This window comes from Streptomyces sp. NPDC056883 (assembly GCF_042788835.1).
Taxonomy (GTDB): Bacteria; Actinomycetota; Actinomycetes; order Streptomycetales; family Streptomycetaceae; genus Streptomyces; species Streptomyces stoeckheimensis.
On sequence record NZ_JBHUBS010000038.1, the window covers coordinates 1 to 18,895 of the forward strand.

Annotated in this window: 16 protein-coding genes; 13 read left to right on the forward strand and 3 right to left on the reverse strand. The window is 71.6% G+C overall.

Annotated features, from left to right (window positions below; genetic code table 11):
• Positions 1-170: 170 nt before the first annotated feature.
• Positions 171-791 (reverse strand): hypothetical protein, encoded by a 621-nt coding sequence (locus ACFRU2_RS41410; RefSeq protein ID WP_382981475.1) that lies wholly within the window; start codon positions 789-791, stop codon positions 171-173.
• A gap of 174 nt (positions 792-965) precedes the next feature.
• Between ACFRU2_RS41410 and ACFRU2_RS41415 the strand changes: the two genes are divergently transcribed.
• From ACFRU2_RS41415 to ACFRU2_RS41435, 5 genes are all read left to right on the forward strand, one after another.
• Complete coding sequence (locus tag ACFRU2_RS41415) at positions 966-3,167, forward strand: protein kinase (RefSeq protein WP_382981476.1); 2,202 nt, start codon at positions 966-968, stop codon at positions 3,165-3,167.
• The gene (locus tag ACFRU2_RS41420; RefSeq protein ID WP_382981477.1) at positions 3,164-5,290 is read left to right on the forward strand and encodes a PQQ-binding-like beta-propeller repeat protein; all 2,127 of its coding nucleotides are present in this window, start codon (positions 3,164-3,166) and stop codon (positions 5,288-5,290) included. Before ACFRU2_RS41415 ends, ACFRU2_RS41420 begins: the two co-directional genes overlap by 4 nt.
• A gap of 26 nt (positions 5,291-5,316) precedes the next feature.
• On the forward strand, positions 5,317-6,078 hold the full coding sequence (locus tag ACFRU2_RS41425; RefSeq protein ID WP_382981478.1) for a hypothetical protein: 762 nt from the start codon (positions 5,317-5,319) through the stop codon (positions 6,076-6,078).
• 132 nt (positions 6,079-6,210) lie between these two features.
• On the forward strand, positions 6,211-7,044 hold the full coding sequence (locus ACFRU2_RS41430; protein ID WP_382981479.1) for a PIG-L family deacetylase: 834 nt from the start codon (positions 6,211-6,213) through the stop codon (positions 7,042-7,044).
• A gap of 190 nt (positions 7,045-7,234) precedes the next feature.
• Complete coding sequence (locus ACFRU2_RS41435; protein WP_382981480.1) at positions 7,235-7,579, forward strand: HopJ type III effector protein; 345 nt, start codon at positions 7,235-7,237, stop codon at positions 7,577-7,579.
• Positions 7,580-7,688: 109 nt separating this feature from the next.
• Here the strand turns inward: ACFRU2_RS41435 and ACFRU2_RS41440 are convergent, their stop codons facing one another.
• On the reverse strand, positions 7,689-8,246 hold the full coding sequence (locus ACFRU2_RS41440) for a winged helix-turn-helix domain-containing protein (protein ID WP_382981481.1): 558 nt from the start codon (positions 8,244-8,246) through the stop codon (positions 7,689-7,691).
• A gap of 747 nt (positions 8,247-8,993) precedes the next feature.
• Here ACFRU2_RS41440 and ACFRU2_RS41445 point away from each other — a divergent pair.
• The 5 genes from ACFRU2_RS41445 (at position 8,994) to ACFRU2_RS41465 (ending at position 14,919) form a co-directional block, all read left to right on the forward strand.
• Entirely contained in the window at positions 8,994-10,199 is a 1,206-nt protein-coding gene (locus tag ACFRU2_RS41445) for an acyl-CoA dehydrogenase (protein WP_382981482.1), read from the forward strand.
• A 118-nt stretch (positions 10,200-10,317) separates the two neighbouring features.
• On the forward strand, positions 10,318-10,776 hold the full coding sequence (locus ACFRU2_RS41450) for an RrF2 family transcriptional regulator (protein WP_382981483.1): 459 nt from the start codon (positions 10,318-10,320) through the stop codon (positions 10,774-10,776).
• A gap of 122 nt (positions 10,777-10,898) precedes the next feature.
• Positions 10,899-11,045 (forward strand): putative leader peptide, encoded by a 147-nt coding sequence (locus ACFRU2_RS41455; protein ID WP_382981500.1) that lies wholly within the window; start codon positions 10,899-10,901, stop codon positions 11,043-11,045.
• 242 nt (positions 11,046-11,287) lie between these two features.
• Positions 11,288-12,397 carry an aliphatic sulfonate ABC transporter substrate-binding protein gene (locus ACFRU2_RS41460; RefSeq protein ID WP_382981484.1) on the forward strand — a complete coding sequence of 370 codons (1,110 nt, stop codon included), beginning with the start codon at positions 11,288-11,290 and terminating at the stop codon, positions 12,395-12,397.
• Between the two features lie 152 nt (positions 12,398-12,549).
• Positions 12,550-14,919 (forward strand): arylsulfatase, encoded by a 2,370-nt coding sequence (locus ACFRU2_RS41465; protein ID WP_382981485.1) that lies wholly within the window; start codon positions 12,550-12,552, stop codon positions 14,917-14,919.
• A 25-nt stretch (positions 14,920-14,944) separates the two neighbouring features.
• Here the strand turns inward: ACFRU2_RS41465 and ACFRU2_RS41470 are convergent, their stop codons facing one another.
• Positions 14,945-16,138 carry a nitrate/nitrite transporter gene (locus tag ACFRU2_RS41470; protein ID WP_382981486.1) on the reverse strand — a complete coding sequence of 398 codons (1,194 nt, stop codon included), beginning with the start codon at positions 16,136-16,138 and terminating at the stop codon, positions 14,945-14,947.
• A 130-nt stretch (positions 16,139-16,268) separates the two neighbouring features.
• Here ACFRU2_RS41470 and ACFRU2_RS41475 point away from each other — a divergent pair, with 130 nt between their 5' ends.
• The 3 genes from ACFRU2_RS41475 (at position 16,269) to ACFRU2_RS41485 (ending at position 18,589) form a co-directional block, all read left to right on the forward strand.
• Positions 16,269-16,400: a putative leader peptide gene (locus ACFRU2_RS41475; protein WP_382981487.1), complete on the forward strand. Its 132-nt coding sequence runs from the start codon at positions 16,269-16,271 to the stop codon at positions 16,398-16,400.
• A 298-nt stretch (positions 16,401-16,698) separates the two neighbouring features.
• The gene (locus tag ACFRU2_RS41480; protein WP_382981488.1) at positions 16,699-17,808 is read left to right on the forward strand and encodes an ABC transporter substrate-binding protein; all 1,110 of its coding nucleotides are present in this window, start codon (positions 16,699-16,701) and stop codon (positions 17,806-17,808) included.
• A 112-nt stretch (positions 17,809-17,920) separates the two neighbouring features.
• Positions 17,921-18,589: a TetR/AcrR family transcriptional regulator gene (locus ACFRU2_RS41485; protein ID WP_382981489.1), complete on the forward strand. Its 669-nt coding sequence runs from the start codon at positions 17,921-17,923 to the stop codon at positions 18,587-18,589.
• Positions 18,590-18,895 lie beyond the last annotated feature (306 nt).

Sequence of the window (18,895 nt, forward strand, 5' to 3'; positions counted from 1 at the left end):
GGTCTCCCGCGTACTGGACGTACTCGGGTGACCCGGCAGTGCGGCGAGGTGCGGTGCCGGGCGGCGCGGGCCCGGCAAGATCCGAAAGAGACGGCCCAGCCCCCGGCCGATTCTCGCCTCCGGTTGTTGCGGCAGCGTGGCGGCAGCATGGCAGGTGCGCCATAACGGACTCATTCCTGCAGGTCTTCCATCCGGTCCAGGAGGGTGGTCAGCAGGGCGGAGCGGCCCTCTTCCGCACGGGTCATCAGTTCTCGTAGCCGCCGCATGTCTTCCGGGCTCAGGGCAGTGCCGAGGTCCCGGGCACGCAGTGCTTCGCCCACGGCGAAGCCGACCGCATCCAGTGAGGTGCCGATGCCCGGGCGGCCTTGGACAGGGCCGGGGATCTGCCGGCGTCGACCGGGCCACGCCCGTCGGCGTGAGGGCTGCAGCCTCCCGCGCATGGCCTCCTCGCTGCTACGGGACTGCGCGAAGCCGAATCCGTCGATCGTGGTCATGTCCGCCGCATCCGTGACGGCGTTCCGTGCCGCTTGCCAGCCGGCCGTGAACGCGTCCCGGGAGCCCGGCCGGCCGGACTCCAGACCTTCCACCGTGTCCGACAGGTACGCCAACGCCTCCCGGGTGCTCTTGCGCAGGGCGATGAGCCGACGCATCTCCTCCTCGGCACGCGAGCGTCGTCGGGTGCGCTCCGCCGTTCTGGTCTGAAGTGCCGACGACAGCATGGTGGCCCCCGCTCCCAACACGGCTCCCCCGACCACGCCGATCAACCCGAAGAGCTCTGCACTGTCCGCCATACGGGCATCCTCACGAATGCCCGACCACGTGTCAGGGACTTCTCGAAGTCGAAGTCGAAGTCGAGGGCGGAGGGCGGAGGACGGTGGGCCGGTGTGCGAAAGAGATCCGCCGGACGGGGCGTACGTGTCACTGTGTCCGTCTGCGATGACGGCGACACGCTCGGGGGAGGCTCGGTGGCTGCCGACAGGAACGCCGACGGCTTACGGACGCAACAGGCCGTGTTCGTGGGCCCGTACCAGTTGCTGCGGCCGTTGGGCGCGGGCGGGATGGGAGAGGTGTACCTGGCCCGCTCGCCCGGGCTGAGACTGCTCGCGGTGAAGGTGATCAGGGCCGAGTACGCCGAGGACCCGCAGTTCCGGCGACGCTTCCGGCAGGAAGTCGAGGCCGCGCGGCGGGTGACCGGCTTTCACGCGCCACCCGTGGTGGATGCGGATGCGCGCGGTCTTCGGCCCTGGATGGCCACGTCCTACGTGCCCGCGCCGGACCTCGACGAGGTCGTCCTGCGGTTCGGCACCCTCGGCGAAGCGGGAACACGGGCCCTGGGAGCGGCCCTCGCCGAGGCGTTGGCCGCGATCCACGCGGCGGGGGTGGTGCACCGCGACCTCAAACCGGGCAACGTGCTCATCGCGCGGGACGGTCCGCGCGTCATCGACTTCGGGGTCAGCCGCGCCTTCGACGCCGTGCACCTGACCCGGACCGGCCGGGTGTGCGGCACACCCGGCTACGTCGCCCCCGAACGCATCGTCGCCGACTCCGCCACCACCGCCGCGGCCGACGTGTTCTCGCTCGGCTGCCTCCTGGTGTACGCATGCACCGGCCGCACGCCGTTCGGCGACGGTGAACCCGCGCACGTCAACCGGCGGGTCGTGTACGAGGAGCCGGACCTCTCCGGAATGCCCGCCTCGCTGCTCCCCCTGGTGGCCTCCTGCCTGGCCAAGGACTTCGTCCGGCGGCCCACCGCGACGGCCGTGCTGGGTGCACTGGCCCCGGCCGACCCGGCGGCGCTGCTGAGCCCGTGGCTGCTCGCGGACCTCGACGCCCGGGAGCGGCAGGCCGAGGCCGATCTGGGCGCGCCGCAGGCCGATCCGCCCGCGCTGCCGGTGCGGACGTGGCAGTCGCTCGGCCGCCGCGGCCTGTTGGGGCTCGGCGCCGGGGTCGCCGCGGGCGTGGCCGGCGCCGCCGGCGTACCGCTGCTCCTCAGCCGTCGCACCCGGGCGGCCGGCGACGGGGCATCAGTGGGCACGGCCGTCGACGCGTGGGGAGCCGAGGCGGCGGGTTCCGGTACGCCGCCCGCCGCTCCGGCGCCGCTGTGGAGCACTCCGATGAGCGGCCTGACGACCGATCACCAACTCTCCGTGCTCGGTACCACCCCGGTGTGGTGGGGTCCGGGACAGGGCGCGGTCGGCTTCGACGGGACGACGGGGCGTCAGGTCTGGTCCCGGCGGAACGTGGAGTTCTTCCAGGTGCAGGACGACCTGATCTACGGGACGTCCCCGGACTCGGCGAACCTGGTGTGGCTGGACTCCGGAGGCAAGAGCGCCCAGGGCCCGCTCACCGTGCTCGCCGGGCAGCGCATCGACGCCGTGATGACCCTGCGGACCTTCGGCGCGGACGGCCGGACGGTGGTGCTCGCCCGCCAGACCTCCGGCAACAGTGCCGGCGTCGTGGCCGGGACCGAGTTGAGCAGCGGTGCGGTGCTGTGGCAGCAGGAGATCACCCAGAAGGACGCGGTGACCCTGATCCGCGCAACGCAGCAGATGACGGCCGGTTCCGGCAGCACGATGGGCCTGGTCGCCGACGGCCGCTGCTACTACGAGGACGGCAACGTCATCCACGCGGTGGACCTGCGCACCGGCGCGTCCCACTGGCAGGTCACCGGCCTCACGCCCGAGGGCTCATCGGGCCCCACCCGGCTGCTGCGCGCCGGCGCATTCCTGCTGCTCGTCGGCGCCCTCGCGATCGTCGCCCTGGACCCCGCCACCGGGCAGCAGCGCTGGGCGGCTCCCGCCGTCCCGCAGATGGTCCTCGGCTGCGCGCTCGGGGCCGGCCGGCTGCTGCTCTCCGGGGTCGAGGGCACCGCGTACTGCCTGGACGTCACGACCGGCAAGGGGTTGTGGCACACCACCGTGGGGACGCAGGCCGGGGCGGGTACGGGTATCGACTTCCTGGCGCCCTCCGCCGGGGACGGCTTCTTCGGTGTGCCCCTGCTGGACGGATCGTCCGGGGCTGCCGTCCTGGACGCCGCCGACGGCACGATCCGCTGGGTGGCGAAGGCACCCTCCGACGAGGGCAGCTGGACCACTGCGGCCCGGGGCGGAACGCTCTACTGCGGGTCCGCCACCACGCTGCGCGCCTTCCGGGCTCGTGGTGCATGAGCACGCGGAGCATCGGCCCGTACCGCGTCCTGCGACGGCTCGGCGCCGGAGGCATGGGCAGCGTGTACCTGGCCACCACCGACAGCGGACGCCCCGTCGCGGTGAAGACCGTACGGCAGCAGTACGCGGCCGATACCACGTTCCGGCGCAGGTTCACCCAGGAGGTGGCGGCGGCCAGGGCCGTCAACGGGGCCTACACCGTGGCGGTGGTCGATGCCGACACCGAGGCGGACATCCCCTGGCTGGCCACCGAGTTCGTCACCGGCCCGTCGCTGCACGAGGCCGTGGCGCGGCACGGCCCGCTCACCGGGCCCGCCCTGCAGGTGCTGGGGGCGGGGCTGGTGGAGGCGCTGACCGCGATCCACCGAGCCCGGATCATCCACCGCGACCTGCAGCCCTCGAACATCCTGCTGACCCGGGACGGTCCGAGGGTCATCGACTTCGGCATCAGCAAGCCGACGACCGACGCGCTGCCCACCGCGAGCGGCGAGATCGTCGGCACCCCCGGGTTCATGTCTCCCGAACACGCGGCGGGCGAGGACCTCACTCCCGCCTGCGACCTGTTCTCGCTCGGCGCCGTCCTGGCCTTCGCCGCCACCGCCCGCCCGCCCTTCGGCGAGGGGCCGGCCGCGGTACTGATCTACCGCTCGGCCGAGGAGCCCCCGGACCTTGACGGAGTACCGCCGGAACTGGTGGGGCTGCTGGTGCGCTGCCTGGACCGGAACCCGGACCGGCGGCCCGAACCGGCCGAACTCGCCGCCGCCTTCCGGTACGGTCCGGCGGTCGGCACCGCCTGGATGGGCGAGGCCGAGCGGACGGTGCGCCGACGCGAGCGGGACCTGGCCCGGGTGCTGAAGGACCCGAACGGCACCCGGCGCCGCCTGCTCCTCCTCGGCGGAGCCCTGCTCGCCACGACCGCCGCGGGAGGCACCGCCCGGGCACTGTGGCCGGGCCGGGCCGCCGGCCCGCCCCCGAGGGACTGGTCGGTCACGCTCCCCCGGACCGGCATGGCTCCCGTCGGCTGCGGACCGGCGGCGGTGGTGTGCGCGGACCGCACCGGAGTGGTCGGCTACGCCCGCACCGACGGGCAGACGCTGTGGAGCAGCACCGCGGAGACCGGCATCCTCCCGGTCTGCGACGGCAGCCGGGTGTGGACCGTGGACTCGGCCGGCGTGGTGCAGGCGCGCGACGCCCGCAACGGCACGACGCTCTGGCGTTCGCCCGACGCCGTTCCCGGCGCGCAGTCCGTCGCCCTGCCGCTGCCCGGCCTGCTGCTGGTCACCGGTGGGGACGGCGCACTGCACGCCTACGACGCGACCGGCGGAACCCTGCTCTGGACCGGCGCCGCGCTCGGCACCTCCTACCGCCTCCAGGGCATGGCCCCGGCGGACCTCCTGGTCGTCACGCTCCCCTCGGACCGGACGTCGCACGGCACGTACCGCTTCACGGCACTCGACCGCGCGACCGGGCGGCAGCGGTGGTCGCTCGACGCCAAGGACCTGTACGCGCCGCCGACCGGCGGCCACTTGTACGCCCTCACCCCGGACCTGGCCCTCACCGCAGTGGGCGGTCGGGACGGCTCCATCGTCTGGAGCCGTCCCACCGGCCTTTCGCCGGCCGCCGCGACCGTGTCCCTCGCCGGCTACGAGGGCTCGCTCTCCCTCCACGCGGGCGTGCTCACCTGCATACCGAACGGGTCCTCGACGCTCCCCGACGAGCCGTTCAACACGGCGGCGTTCGACCCCGCCCGGGGCACCCTGCTCTGGAGCGGCCGGCACCGGGGCCCCGCCAACGGGAGCGCCGACGCCGCAGGGGTGCTCGTCCTGGGCGGACCGCGGGGCGCGTCCGGCACCGACCTGCGCACCGGGCGCACCGCCTGGACCCGGGAGTCGCCCCGGGGCGCCACCACCGTCCGCGGCTCCGCCGGGAAGCTGGTCCTCCTCACCGCACCCGGCGCCGCCGGCGGGATCACCCTGCAAGCGCTCACCGCCGACGGCGGCACCCACCAGTGGCAGCAGACCTTCGCCCGGCAGCCGGGCGACCCGCAGGTCCTGCTCCAGGACTCGGCCCTCCTGGTCGGCTACGGGACCACGCTGACCGCCTACCGCCTGCCCAGCAGCTGACCCGCCTCCGAAAGGTTCACCCCACGATGGCCGACGCCGAGGGCACACCGCCCGCCGAACGGGAACTGCCGACCGCCCCGCCCACCCGTGTCCTTCCGGTGCAGCCCGTTCCGGCCACCCTCCCGGACCCGGCCGACCTGCGCCCGGTCGGCCCCGCCCGGCGGTGGACCTGGCTCATCGCCGGCCTCGCCGCCGGGGCCAGCGCCGCCGCCCTCGTACTGAGCCTGGTCGCCCACCTCTCCGACCCGGCGCCCGCCCCACCGACCACTGCGGTGACCGTCGCCGGCGGTCCGACGACCGAGCCCTACACCGCACTGGCCGACGGCTGTGCACTGCTGCGCCCGGAGACGGTCGAGCGCCACCTCAGGGGAGCCGCCTGCACCGCGCCGAAGCACGGCGATGACGGGACCACGTCGAGGGGGACCTGGACGAGCAAGGACTCCGGCTACGCCGACGCGGAGGTCCAGGTCCTGCTGACCCCCTTCGCGGAGAGCATCTACCAGGAGGGCCTGACCAGCCACCGGACGCCGGATACCACCACCGGCGCGAAGATCATCGTCGACCGGGCCGTTCCCGGTCTCGGCGACGAGGCGACCCTGTTCTACACCTCCTACGGCGGCTACGGCCGCGTCAACCTCTCGGTGGTCCGGAACAACGCGCTCGTCACCGTCGAGTACTCCGCGTTCACGTCCGCCGGCCCGACCCCCGAGGACGTTCCCAGGGACGTCGCCGAGGAAGCCGCCATCGCCTGTGCCAAGGACGCACTCGGCACGCTGACCACTTCGTGAAGCCGCCCGGGCGGCCGATCCCGTACGCCGGGAACAACCGGCCCCGCCTGCACGGTTGAACCGGACGTGGGGTCGCGGTACGCCCGCCGCACGCTCAGGCCACGACGTACTTCTGCAGGAGGACTGCTTTTCATGACCGACCGGCCCTTGACGCTCATGGCAGTACACGCCCACCCCGACGACGAGGCCACCAGCACCGGAGGGGTCCTCGCGCAGTACGCGGCGGAAGGCATCCGCACGGTGCTCGTGACCTGTACCGACGGCCGATGTGGTGACGGACCGGGGGGCACCAAGCCGGGTGCTCCCGGGCACGACCCGGCAGCCGTCGCCGTGATGCGCCGGCAAGAGCTCGAGGTGAGCCGTGACGTGCTGAAGATCAGCGATCTGGAGACCCTCGACTATGCCGACTCCGGGATGATGGGCTGGCCGAGCAACGACGCCCCGGGATCCTTCTGGCAGACCCCCGTCGAGGAAGGCGCAGCCCGGCTCGCGGACCTCATGCGGCACTACCGGCCCGACGTGGTCGTCACCTACGACGAGAACGGCTTCTACGGCCATCCCGACCACATCCAGGCCCACCGCATCACGATGGCGGCCCTGGAGATGACCGAGCTGACACCCAAGGTGTACTGGACGACGATGCCCCGGTCGGCGATGCAGCGGTTCGGGGAGGTCATGCGCGAGTTCGGGGAGGACATGCCGGAGCCGGATCCTGCCGAGGCCGCCGCGCTGGCCGACATCGGCCTCCCGGACGAGGAGATCACCACCTGGGTGGACGCCAGCGCGTACAGCGGTCAGAAGTACGACTCGCTGGCCGCGCACGCCAGCCAGGGCGAGAGCATCTTCTTCCTCAAGATGGGCAAGGAGCGGTTCGGCGAGTTGATGGGCGTGGAGACCTTCGTCCGCGTCAAGGACTCCACCGGTGCGGCCGTACCCGAGACCGATCTCTTCGCCGGTCTGCGCTGATCCGCCCGTCCGTCGCGCGGGGCCAAGGTGACCCCGCGGGACGGCGAGGGCGCACAGACATGCATCGTGACCTGCGGAGATACCGATCGTTCGGACGTGTCGCGCGATTCCTTCCGGCCGTCCGCAAGGGGGTAGTGTCGTCCGGTCACGGACGGCAGTCGGGCCGTCTGCTCAACCCAGGGGAACCACCATGACGACCGATCTGAACTCGCTGCGGACAAGCCTCGCGTCGGGTGAGCACGAGTTCGCCGGCACCTTGGCCTTCGTCGCCGCGCACTACGCGTATCAGCCGCAGGCGTTCCGCAACGGGGACGTGGAGAACGCCGCGGGCGAGAACGAGGGCTCCTGCAAGACCCTGGGACTGGCCCTGCTGGAGGGCCTCAGCGACGAAGAAGCGCTGCTGGCGTTCGGTGAGCACTACCGCAGTGTGCTGGCGACGCCGGACGGCACCGATCACGCGAACATTCGCAACCTGATGGCCCACGGCCTGGCAGGGGTGAGCTTCGCCGGGCAGCCCTTGGCCCGCACGAGCTGAACGGCGAAGTCCGGGCGGGCCGGACCGGTCACTTCGCGGTCTGCGCGAGGGTGTCCGAGATCAAGGCCGCCCGGACGTCCACCGGGCCTGCCGGTGAGGACGTATCGCTTCACTGGTGGTCGGGCACGTACTTGTAGCCCACGCGCCGCACCGTGGAGATGCGGCCCCGGTAGGCGGGGCCGAGCTTGCGGCGCAGCCGGGCCACGTGGACGTCGACGGTACGGCCGTCGCCGACGTGCCCGTAGCCCCAGATGCCCGAGATGAGCGCGTCCCGGGTGTGAACCGTGTGCGGGTGGGCCACGAAGTGGGACAGAAGATCGAACTCCAGGTAGGTCAGCTCCAGTTCGCGCCCGGCGAGCTCGACCAGCCGGCGTTCCCGATCGATCCGGATGGCGTCGTCGGCGTGGACGGGGGCGAGGGGGGAGACCTGTTCGCGCCCGAGAGCCCGGGGGGTCCCGGGTTCGAGGGGATGAACCTCCGGGCGCACGCCGTGCGATGCCATCACCTCCACCGGGTCCACGTTCGCCGGCAGGAACACGAGGTATCCGACGCGGCCGCCGGCCGTTCCGTGGGCGGGGAGGACGGTCGGGTGGTCGCCGACCAACTGGAGTCGGGAGGCCGGGAAACGGCGCGGCGGGGTGGCGGGCGCGGGGAGTGCGGTGGTCACGATGAGCCCCTTCGGCTGCTGTTCGGAGTGAGCTACGGATGCCGGGTGTTCGGCCACGACGACAGGGCAGGGCGGATCCATGGCAGGCCCATAGCGGGCCCGCGGGCAGATCCACGGCAGACCGATTGCGGACCCGACCGTGAGTGCGGGCGCGTCGTACGCACGGCGGACCCCAGCGGTTCAGCGGGGAGGCTCACCAAGGGACCGGCGCACGAGAACCACTGCCAGGAGCAGGGGAAGGCCCAGCGAGAGAAGCGGCGGCGGATCGCCTGCGCGCTACGGGGAAATGCCCTGTCGAAGAAGCCCTAGACGGGTCGGCAGGCGGCGCTGGCGACGAGACGGAAGTCAACGTGCCTGCGGCGTACGAGCAACGGCTGCGACGGGGACATGAGCACATCGTGAAGTGCTCGACGGGCCCGCGTCAAGACTTCCCTAGTGATTCCATAGGAAACACCCGGAAGCCCCTTGACCCTGCATCATCTCCCATGGCGAGACGGCACTGTCCGCCATGCGGTCACGCACTTGCCGAGAAGGCTGCTTCGGGCAAGTATTCCTATCAATCCGATGGGAAAAGTGGGGATACGGCGAAGCACGGTCCGAGCGCCTCCCGCGCCACCCAGCGAGCAACCGGCCGAAACCCCAACTAGCTTCCGGAGTAGCTGACATGACCACCGCCGCCCCCCATGGCACCGCTGTCCGCCCAGCCCCAGCGCCACGCAGCGGCGCCCGGGCGTGTCGGTGACTTCCGTGCCGACGACACCGAGCACCCTCGTCCGCCGGTCCGCCGACGAGCAGCGCCGGGCGGCACTCCTGCGCACCGCCCACGACGTGGCGGACGATCTCGCCGCGGACGCCATCTTCCGCGACCGGGCGGGCAGGCCGCCGACCGACGAGGTGGCCCGGCTGCGCGAGGCCGGCCTGCTGGCCGCCCTCACCCCGCCGGGGCCGGGCCGGGGAGCGGACTGGCGTACCGGATGCACCGTCATACGGAAGCTCTCCACGGCCGACAGCTCCGTCGGCGACGTACTCGCCCGCCACTACGTGCACGCGTGGAGCGCGCGCTTCTACGCGAGCCACGACCACGCGACCGCCCTCGAAGAGGAGTCGGTGCGCGAGCAGTGGCTGTGGACCGGCGCCACCCGCACTCCGGCACCCGATGACGACACCGGCGGGCCGGACCTCACGCTGCAACCCCGCAACACCGGCTACGTGCTGAGCGGGAGCCGTTTCGTGGACACGGCGGTGGCCGTCGCCGACCAGATCGTGGTCGACGCCGTCTGCGCGGTGACCGGTGACGTCCTGGTCGTACGGATCCCACCCGGCGTTCCGCGCATGACCATCGAACCCGTGCACGACCGCCTCGGGCAGCGCGTGGTCGGCGCCGGCGAGGTGACCTTCGACCGGGTCACCGTCACGCCCGGCCAGGTGCTGGGCCGCCGCCCGTACGACGAGGAGCCGGCCGCCCCCTTCACCTCGCTCGCCGATCCGGCACTGCGGCTGGCCCTGTGCCACGTCGGCCTCGGGATCGTCGAGGGCGCCCTCACCGAAGCGCGCGACCTCAGCAGGGGCGGTCACGCATACCGACTGCCCGGTGCGGACCCGGACCTCTTCCTGACGTACGGGGAACTCGCCTCCGCCGCCCAGACGGCCACCGCCGTGGTCGACCGGGCGACCGAGGTGATGGCGCAGGCCCTCGACACGGGTGCGCAGCTCGACGCCGAGGAACCCGCGGGCATCGCCGCCCTGGTCGCCACGGCCGAGACGGTGACGTCCAAGGCGGCCCTGCACGTCACGGCGCGCGTACTGGAACTCGCCGATGCTCCCGGCCTGGACCGCTTCTGGCGCAACGCCCGCGTCCTGACGGCCCACCATCCCGCCGCCCACCGACTGCGCTCCATCGGCGAGCACTACCTCAACGGCTCCCACCGTGCGGTGGCGGCGGCCTTCCACTGACAGGGGGCACCCCGCGGGGTGCGGATCCCCGGCCGCGGGGCGGGTGCGCGTACCCGCCCCGCGGCCGGCGGCGCACCCGTGGCGGACGCCGGACGTCGGCATGCGGGATAATGTCGGCATGCGGATCTCAGCCAGGGCGGACTACGCGGTACGTGCCGCACTGCAGCTTGCCGCGTCACAGGACGCCGGGCCGCTGAAGGCCGAGGTCATCGCCGACGCCCAGGACATCCCGCACAAGTTCCTCGAGGGCATCCTGAACGACATGCGGCGCGGCGGTCTCGTACTGAGCCAGCGCGGCGGCAACGGCGGCTATTGGCTGGCCAAGCCCGCCCAGTCCATCAGCATCGCGGACGTCATCCGCGTCGTGGACGGACCGCTCGTCTCGGTGCGCGGGGTCCGCCCTCCCGATCTGACGTACACCGGCCCCGCCCAGGCCCTCCTCCCCCTGTGGATCGCACTTCGGGCCAACGTCCGCGAGATCCTCGACGGCGTGACCCTGGCGGACGTCGCCTCGTCCGACCTGCCCCCCAACGTGTCCGCCCTGTCCCGCACTCCGGACGCCTGGACCAATCCCTAACCCCTCCCCTTCCTCACCACCCTTCCCCACCACCCCTTCCCCACCCGCGGTTTCTCACATCTCGAGATGCAATCGTCCAGGATGTGGTCAGCATCTTGGGGCGCGTCTCCCTGTCTGCCAATATGCCTACCAACCAGGTGGGAAAACTAGGAATCAGGGGTGAGGCAACCGTGCAGACAGAGCAGCGCACTGGCCAGATCCTGTCCCTGACCTCCCGCCGGCACATCGACCTGGCCCGTACGTCCAGCGCCATCTGTCAGCCTTCCTGACACCGGCCGCAGGCCCGGTACCCCGCGCAGGACTCTGCCGGGGCGCTGAGCAGCCCCGCGCCGTAGGCCAGCCCGGCCCGTCGGCCGACCTCACCGCCCGCACGCTCCAGCGATCCCGCCGCCATGGCCGGGAGCGGCTGCCGCGCGTGCCGACGGCTCCGCGTCGCCGTCTCCGTACCGCCTCTTCTCCTTGCTTCCGCTATCGGTACCTCCCCGACCGTCACCCGTGAAAGGACACCTCCGTGTCTGCCGCAAGACCGCTCACCACCCTGCGTGCCGTCGCCCTGACCGCTGCACTCCCCCTGCTGCTCACCGCCTGCGGCTACGGTTCCGAGGCCAAGAAGGACGACGCTCCGAAGGCGGACGTCGCAGCCGACGCCAAGAAGCTGTCGGCCTCCGAGGTCCGGATCGGCTACTTCCCGAACCTGACGCACGCCACCGCGCTGGTCGGCCTCCAGGAAGGCCTGATCGCCAAGGAACTCGGCGCCACCACCATCAAGCCGCAGTCCTTCAACGCCGGCCCCTCCGAGATCGAAGCCCTCAACGGCGGCTCTCTCGACATCGGCTTCATCGGCCCCTCGCCGTCCATCAACGCCTACGTCAAGTCCAAGGGCTCCAACCTGCGGATCATCTCCGGCTCCGCCTCCGGCGGCGTGAAGCTGGTCGTGAACCCGGCGAAGATCAAGACCCTGGACGACCTCAAGGGCAAGAACATCGCCACCCCCCAGAAGGGGAACACCCAGGACGTCGCGTTCCTCAACTGGATCTCGGAGAAGGGCTGGAAGGTCGACCCGGAGTCCGGCAAGGGTGACGTCTCCGTCGTCCGCACCGACAACAAGGTCACCCCGGACGCCTTCAAGTCGGGCTCCATCGACGGCGCCTGGGTCCCCGAGCCCACCGCCTCCAAGCTCGTCGCCGACGGCGGCTCCGTCCTCCTCGACGAGACCGCCCTGTGGCCCGACAAGAAGTTCGTGATCACGAACATCATCGTGTCGCAGAAGTTCCTCAAGGAGCACGCGGACGTCGTCGAGGCCGTGCTCAAGGGCACCGTCAAGACCAACGAGTGGATCAACGCCAACCCGGACAAGGCCAAGGCCTCCGCGAACGCGAAGCTCGCCGCCGAAGGCGGCAAGCCCCTCGACGCCAAGGTCATCGACCCGGCCTGGCCCAGCATCCTCATCACCGACGACCCGCTCGCCGCAACGCTGAAGACGCAGTCGGAGTGGGCGGTCAAGGCCAAGCTCATCGAGCAGCCCGACCTCAACGGCATCTACGACCTGACGCTCCTGAACAAGGTCCTCAAGGCCGCGGGCAAGCCCGAAGTCTCCGACGCCGGCCTCGGCGCCAAGTAGCACACGCTCTGCGGTGCGACGGCAGTCCTACCGGACCGCCGTCGCACCGGCGTTCGCGCCGACGCCGTTCGGTGGAACTGCTGGACACGGTCGTCGATGACGGACCACCGAGCAGGCGCTCGCCCGCCCTCCGTCTCGAAGGAGCCGCACCCGTGACCAGCCCGACCGGCCCCACGCCTCCCGGCGCCCCAGCCTCCGCCGCCGCCACCCCGCACCGTCGTGATCCCTGCGACGGCTTCGCCGGGCGGGTGGGCCGCACCTTCACCGAGTCCGCGCCGGCCTGGCAACCGCCGCGCCGGCCCGCGGGCCGCGCCCCGAACGTGGTCGTGGTCCTCGTCGACGACATGGGCTACAGCGACATCGGCCCCTTCGGCTCGGAGATCCCGACCCCCGTACTCGACGAACTGGCCGAGGGCGGCCTTCGCCTGGCCAACTACCACACCATGCCGCTGTGTTCGCCCGCCCGCGCCGCACTGCTCACGGGGCTCAACCCGCACCGCGTCGGGTACGCGACGGTCGCCAACTTCGACCCCGGCTTCCCCGGCTACGGCATGGAGGTCGGCGAGGACATCCCCACCCTGGCCGAGCTCCTGCACGACGCGGGTTACGCCACCTACGCCGTCGGCAAGTGGCACCTGACCCGCGACTCGGCCTCCAACGCCGCCGACGACCGGCGCAACTGGCCCCTGAAGAAGGGCTTCGACCAGTACTACGGCGTACTGGAGGGCCTGACCAGCCTCTTCCATCCGCACCAACTGGTGCGCGACAACAGCCCGTTGGACATCGATGAGCTGCCCGACGGCTACTACTACACCGATGACATCACCGACCAGGCCATCTCGATGGTGAAGTCGCTCCGCGCACACGACCCCGACAAGCCGTTCTTCCTCTACGTGGCACACAACGCCGTCCACGGCCCCCTCCAGGCGAAGCCCGCGGACATCGCACGTCAGCGCGGGCGCTACGACGGTGGCTGGGACGCCATTCGCCGGACCCGCTTCGCCCGCCAGATCGCCGACGGCCTCTTCCCCGAGGGGACCGCCCTGCCGGACCGCAACTCCGAGGCGGGCTTCGACGTGGGCCCCTGGGACGAGCTGACGCCCGAGCAACAGCGCCGCTACGCCCGCTACATGGAGGTGTACGCGGCGATGGTCGACAACATCGACCAGAACCTCGGCCGGCTCACCGCAACCCTGCGCGCGCTCGGTGAACTCGACAACACCGTCATCGTCTTCACCTCCGACAACGGCGGAACCGGAGAAGGCGGTGCCGAGGGCACGCGCAGCTACTTCAGCCGCTTCGTCCACCAGCCCGTGCCGGACGACTGGAACGCGGACGTGGACCGGGACACCGAGCTCATCGGCGGTCCGCAGAGCCTGGTGCACTACCCGCGCGGCTGGGGCATGGCCTCCAACACCCCCTTCCGGCTCTACAAGGGCCAGACCTACGCGGGCGGCGTGCGGGTGCCGTTCGTCATCTCCTGGCCCGCGGGCCTGCGCCGGACCGACGGCGATTCCGGGGTCCGCCAGCAGTACCAGTACGTCACCGACATCACCCCCACCCTCCTGGAGCTCGCGGGCGTACGGCGCCCGGAGCTGTGGCGCTCGCGGCCGCCCCAGGAACCGGACGGCGTCAGCTTCGCCCCCGTGCTGCACGACGGGCGGGCGGCCAGCGCCCACACCGAGCAGTACTGCGAGATGTCGGGCAACCGCAGCTACTACCGCGACGGCTGGAAGCTGGTCACCCTCCACCGCCCCGGGGCACCGTACGACGACGGCGAATGGGCGCTGTACGACCTGCGCACCGACCCGACCGAAACCCTGGACGTCGCCCGGGACCACCCGGAGGTGGTGAAGGAGCTGGCAGCGGCCTGGGAGTCGGCGGCCTGGCGCAACGGCGTCTTCCCCCTCGCCGACGGCAGCGGCGCACTCGCCCGGCGCAACCCCGCCGAGGAGCGCTTCCACCGCCCCCTCACCCTGCTGGCGGGCACGCCCGAGCTGGAGCGCTACCGGTCCTCCCGGCTCATCTCCTTCCGCTCCTTCGACATCACCGTCGCACTCGACGAACACGCCGCCTCGGACCAGGGCGTACTGGTCTCGCACGGCGACCAGGGCGGCGGCTACAGCCTGTACGTGGAGGACGGGCGGCTGCAGTTCGCGTACAACGAGTACGGAGAACTGCACGAGACGGACGCCGGCCCGCTGCCCGCGGGCCCGCGGACGATCACCCTCTCGGCCGAGGCGGTGGAGGGCCTGCGCTGGGAGTTCCGCATCCTTGTCGACGGTGTGGAGACCGGCCGGTCGGCCGGCGTGCACCAGCTCATCGGCATGGCCCCGCTGCAGGGCATCAGCGTGGGCGTGGACCGGCGGTCCCCGGTGTCCTGGCCGGTCTACGAACGCCACCGCAGCTTCCGCTACACCGGCGGCCTGCGCTCGGTGACCTACGTTCCCGGCCCGTCGGCGCCCTACGATCCGGCGCTCGTGGCCCGCGCCCTGCGGGAGGCGGCCGCCGCCTTCGAGTGAGGACGCGAAGCGGTCGCCCCGGCGCTCAGGATGCGGGCCGCACGGTCCGCATCCGCCCGTAGGCGTACACGCACCCCGCGAGCGCGAGGTCGGACAGCAGCATGAAGCCGATCGAGTACGAGTCCTTCGCGCTGTAGATCGCGCCCATCACCAGCGGGGGCACGAAGCCGCCGAGGCCGCCCATCGCTCCGACGATGCCCGTCACGCTGCCCACCTGCGGCTGGGGCGTCACCTGCGAGACCAGGGCGAAGACACTGCCGCTGGCGGTCCCGAGTCCGGCCGCCATCAGGAGCAGGGCGCACGTGCCGACGGGGTTCATCGCCGGGTCGAAGGCCTGCACGATCGCGAGGAGCGCCACCAGGCCCAGGGCCCCCGCCGTGACCTGCGCCGGGTGGATCCGGTCCGACAGCCAGCCGCCGATCGGCCGGAAGACCACCGTGACCAGGGCGAAGCCCGCCGCCTTGGTACCGGCGTCGGTCGCGGACAGCCCGTACCAGGTCTTCAGGTACGTCGGCAGGTACACCCCGAAGGCGACGATCCCCCCGAAGCCGATCGCGTAGAGCGCGGCCAGCTCCCACGTCACCCGCAGGCGCCCCGCACCGCGCAGTCGCGAGGCCAGCGAGGCCGTTGGCACGGGCCGGTCGGGCCGGTCCCTGAGCAGCAGGGCAGCCACGACGGCGTACCCGGCGAGCGCCAGGGCCACCACGAGGAAGGGCAGGTCGGGGTCGTGCTTGGCGATGCGCGGTGTGACGTACCCGGAGAGTGCGACACCGCCCATGCCCATCCCGAAGACCCCCAGCGCGAAGCCCCGCCGGGCGGGCGGGAACCAGGAGTTGACCAGCGGGATGCCGATCGCGAACGTCGTGCCGCCCAGACCCAGCAGGAAGCCGACCACGAGCGTCAGACCGTAGCTCTCGCGTGCCGGGATCAGCAGCAGCACGGGCACGATGGTGAGCGCGGACACCACCGGGAACATCAGCCTCGCGCCGTAGCGGTCGGTCAGCGCGCCCACCGGGATCCGCCCCAGCGACCCGACCAGGACCGGCACCGCGACGAGCAGCGACTGCTGGAACGAGGAGAGGTGGAGCCGGTCCTTGTAGTCGCCGGCCAGCGGCGCGATCAGGTCCCACGCCCAGAAGGTGAGCGTGAAGCCGAGCGTCGCCAGGGCCAGATTGCGGTACCCGGCGGACGAGGGCCGCGACGTCGACGTGGAGTCCATCCCGTCAGTCAAGACGCCCCGGGCCGTCCGGTCGCGCAGGACTGGGCCGAAAGGTGGACGGATTCCGGCCCACTATGTGGTCAGCCCCTTGGGCAGACGACTCCCCTCTGCCAGGATTCCTATCAACCAGATGGGAAAACCGGGGAGTTGTGACGTGACCGTGCGAACACCGCACCCTGCGCGTCCCCCGCTGCCCCCTCTTACGGCCCGTCGGTACATCGACCTGCTCCGGACGTCCAGCGCCATCTGTCAGCCCGCCTGACGTCACCCGCAGGGCCCGGCTCCACGCGCAGCGCACCGTCATGCACCGCGCCTTCCCGCTCTTCGTAGGCCGGGCAGCCCTTCGGCGCACCTGACCGCCGCGCGCCACCTCCGCGCGCGGCGTGCGAGGTACGGCGGCTCGACGTCCGTCCCGCGATGTTCCCGGCACCTTTCCCCTTCCCGGCCTGCCACGGCGTTCCGCCACCGGTGGCCGGGAGGGGCTGCCGTGCGTGCCGACGACGTCGCACCGTCCGCCTCCTCGCCTTCCCGACCACCCACCCCCGTGAAGGGACACCTTCGTGTCTGCCGCAAGACCCCTCATCACCCTGCGCGCCATCGCCGTCACAGCGGCGCTTCCTCTCGTCCTCACGGCCTGCGGCTACCGTGTCGAGGTGAAGAAGGAGGACGGCAAGACGAACCTCGCCGCCGAGGCCGACAAGAAGCTGTCGGCCTCCGAGGTCCGGATCGGCTACTTCCCGAACCTGACGCACGCCACGGCACTGGTCGGTCTCCAGGAAGGCCTGATCGCCGAGGAGTTGAAGGGCACCACGATCAAGTCGCAGTCCTTCAACGCCGGCCCTTCCGAGATCGAAGCCCTCAACAGCGGCTCTCTCGACATCGGGTTCATCGGCCCCTCGCCGTCCATCAACGGCTACGTCAAGTCCAAGGGCAGCAACCTGCGGATCATCTCCGGCTCCGCCTCGGGCGGCGTCAAGCTGGTCGTGAACCCGAACAAGATCAAAACCCTGGACGATCTCAAGGGGAAGAAGATCGCCACCCCCCAGAAGGGGAACACGCAGGACGTCGCGTTCCTCAACTGGATCTCGGAGAAGGGCTGGAAGGTCGACCCGGATTCCGGCAAGGGTGACGTCTCCGTCGTCCGCACCGACAACAAGGTCACCCCGGACGCCTTCAAGTCGGGCTCCATCGACGGCGCCTGGGTCCCCGAGCCCACCGCCTCCAAGCTCGTCGCCGACGGCGGCCACGTCCTCCTCGACGAGGGCTTCCTCTGGCCGGAGAACAAGTTCGTGATCACGAACATCGTCGTGTCGCAGAAGTTCCTCAAGGAGCACCCGGACGTGGTCGAGGCCGTTCTGCGCGGCACGGTGAAGACGAACAGATGGATCCACTCCCACCAGGACGCGGCGAGGGCCTCCGCGAACGCCAAGCTCGCCGCGGACACCGGCAAAGCCCTCGACCCGGAGGTCATCCACCCGGCGTGGCCCAGCTTCACGGTCACCGACGACCCGCTGGCCGCAACGCTGAAGAAGCAGGCCGACCAGGCGGTCAAGGCCAAGCTCATCGAGCAGCCCGATCTCAACGGCATCTACGACCTGCGGCTCCTGAACAAGGTGCTCAAGGCGGCGGGCAAGCCCGAAGTCTCCGACGCCGGCCTCGGCGCCAAGTAGGCAGGCCGCAGCCGAGCAGGTCGGTAGCCAGGCAGGCCGTTACCCGCCCTGGACGCACACACCCGTGCTGCGCTCCAGGGCGGGCACCATCGCGACACCTCTTGCATGTTCTATGCCATACCCCATAAGTTACCGCGAGGTAGCCCACTCGGTGGGCCGCATCGTCGTCGCGAAGGTGGTGGAGCGGGTGAGTCCGCGCAAGAGTGACAGCCGTGACCGGATGGTCCTCAGCACGGTCGCCCTGCTGCCCGAGTACGGCGCGAGCGGGACCAGCATCGACCGGGTCCTCGCCCACAGCGGAGCCCCGCGGGGCTCGGTGTACCACCACTTCCCCGGAGGGCGGACCCAGCTCATCGACGAGGCGGTGACGCTGGCCGGGGACTTCATCTCGGGTCTGATCGACACGATGATGCAAGCCGGCGATCCGGTGGATGCCATCGACGCGTTCTTCGTGCTGTGGCGCGACCGGCTCGTGGAGAGCGACTTCCGGGCCGGCTGCCCGATCGTGGCGGTGGCCGTGGAGAGCAACGACGAGGCCCCGCAGCTCACCCGCTCCGCCGCCGCGGTCTTCGCCCGCTGGCAGGAGGCCTTCGCGGCCCTGTTCGCCCGGCACGGCCTGACCGAGGAACGCAGCCGGAGGCTGGGGTCCTTCGTCATCGCCGCGGTCGAAGGCGCGGTGATCATGTGCCGGGCCGAACGGAGTGCCGCTCCGCTCGATGCGGCCGCCGCCGAGATCCACGACCTGCTCGTGCACGCCCTGCCCGACCGCCGCGAGGCCTGACCCCGCCCCGGCCCACAGCCCGCCTCGGCCCGGATCCGGCTGCGCCGGCACCCTGCCCGTCGGCATCGCCGACCAGGCGGACCCTTAGGGGGTGTCCGCAAAGTCCCGCCCGCCCCACGGCACCGGCCACCTTCCGCGACACCACCGACCCGCTCGGCCGACCAGGACCTCACCGACCGGACCGGACCGGACCGCGCCCCTCGCACCCCCTGACAGCACACCGCCGTCACCCGAATCCGGCGCCGATACGGACGCCGGCACCTCCCGTCGGCCACCCCCGCTCAGGGGCGGCACAAGCACCTCACC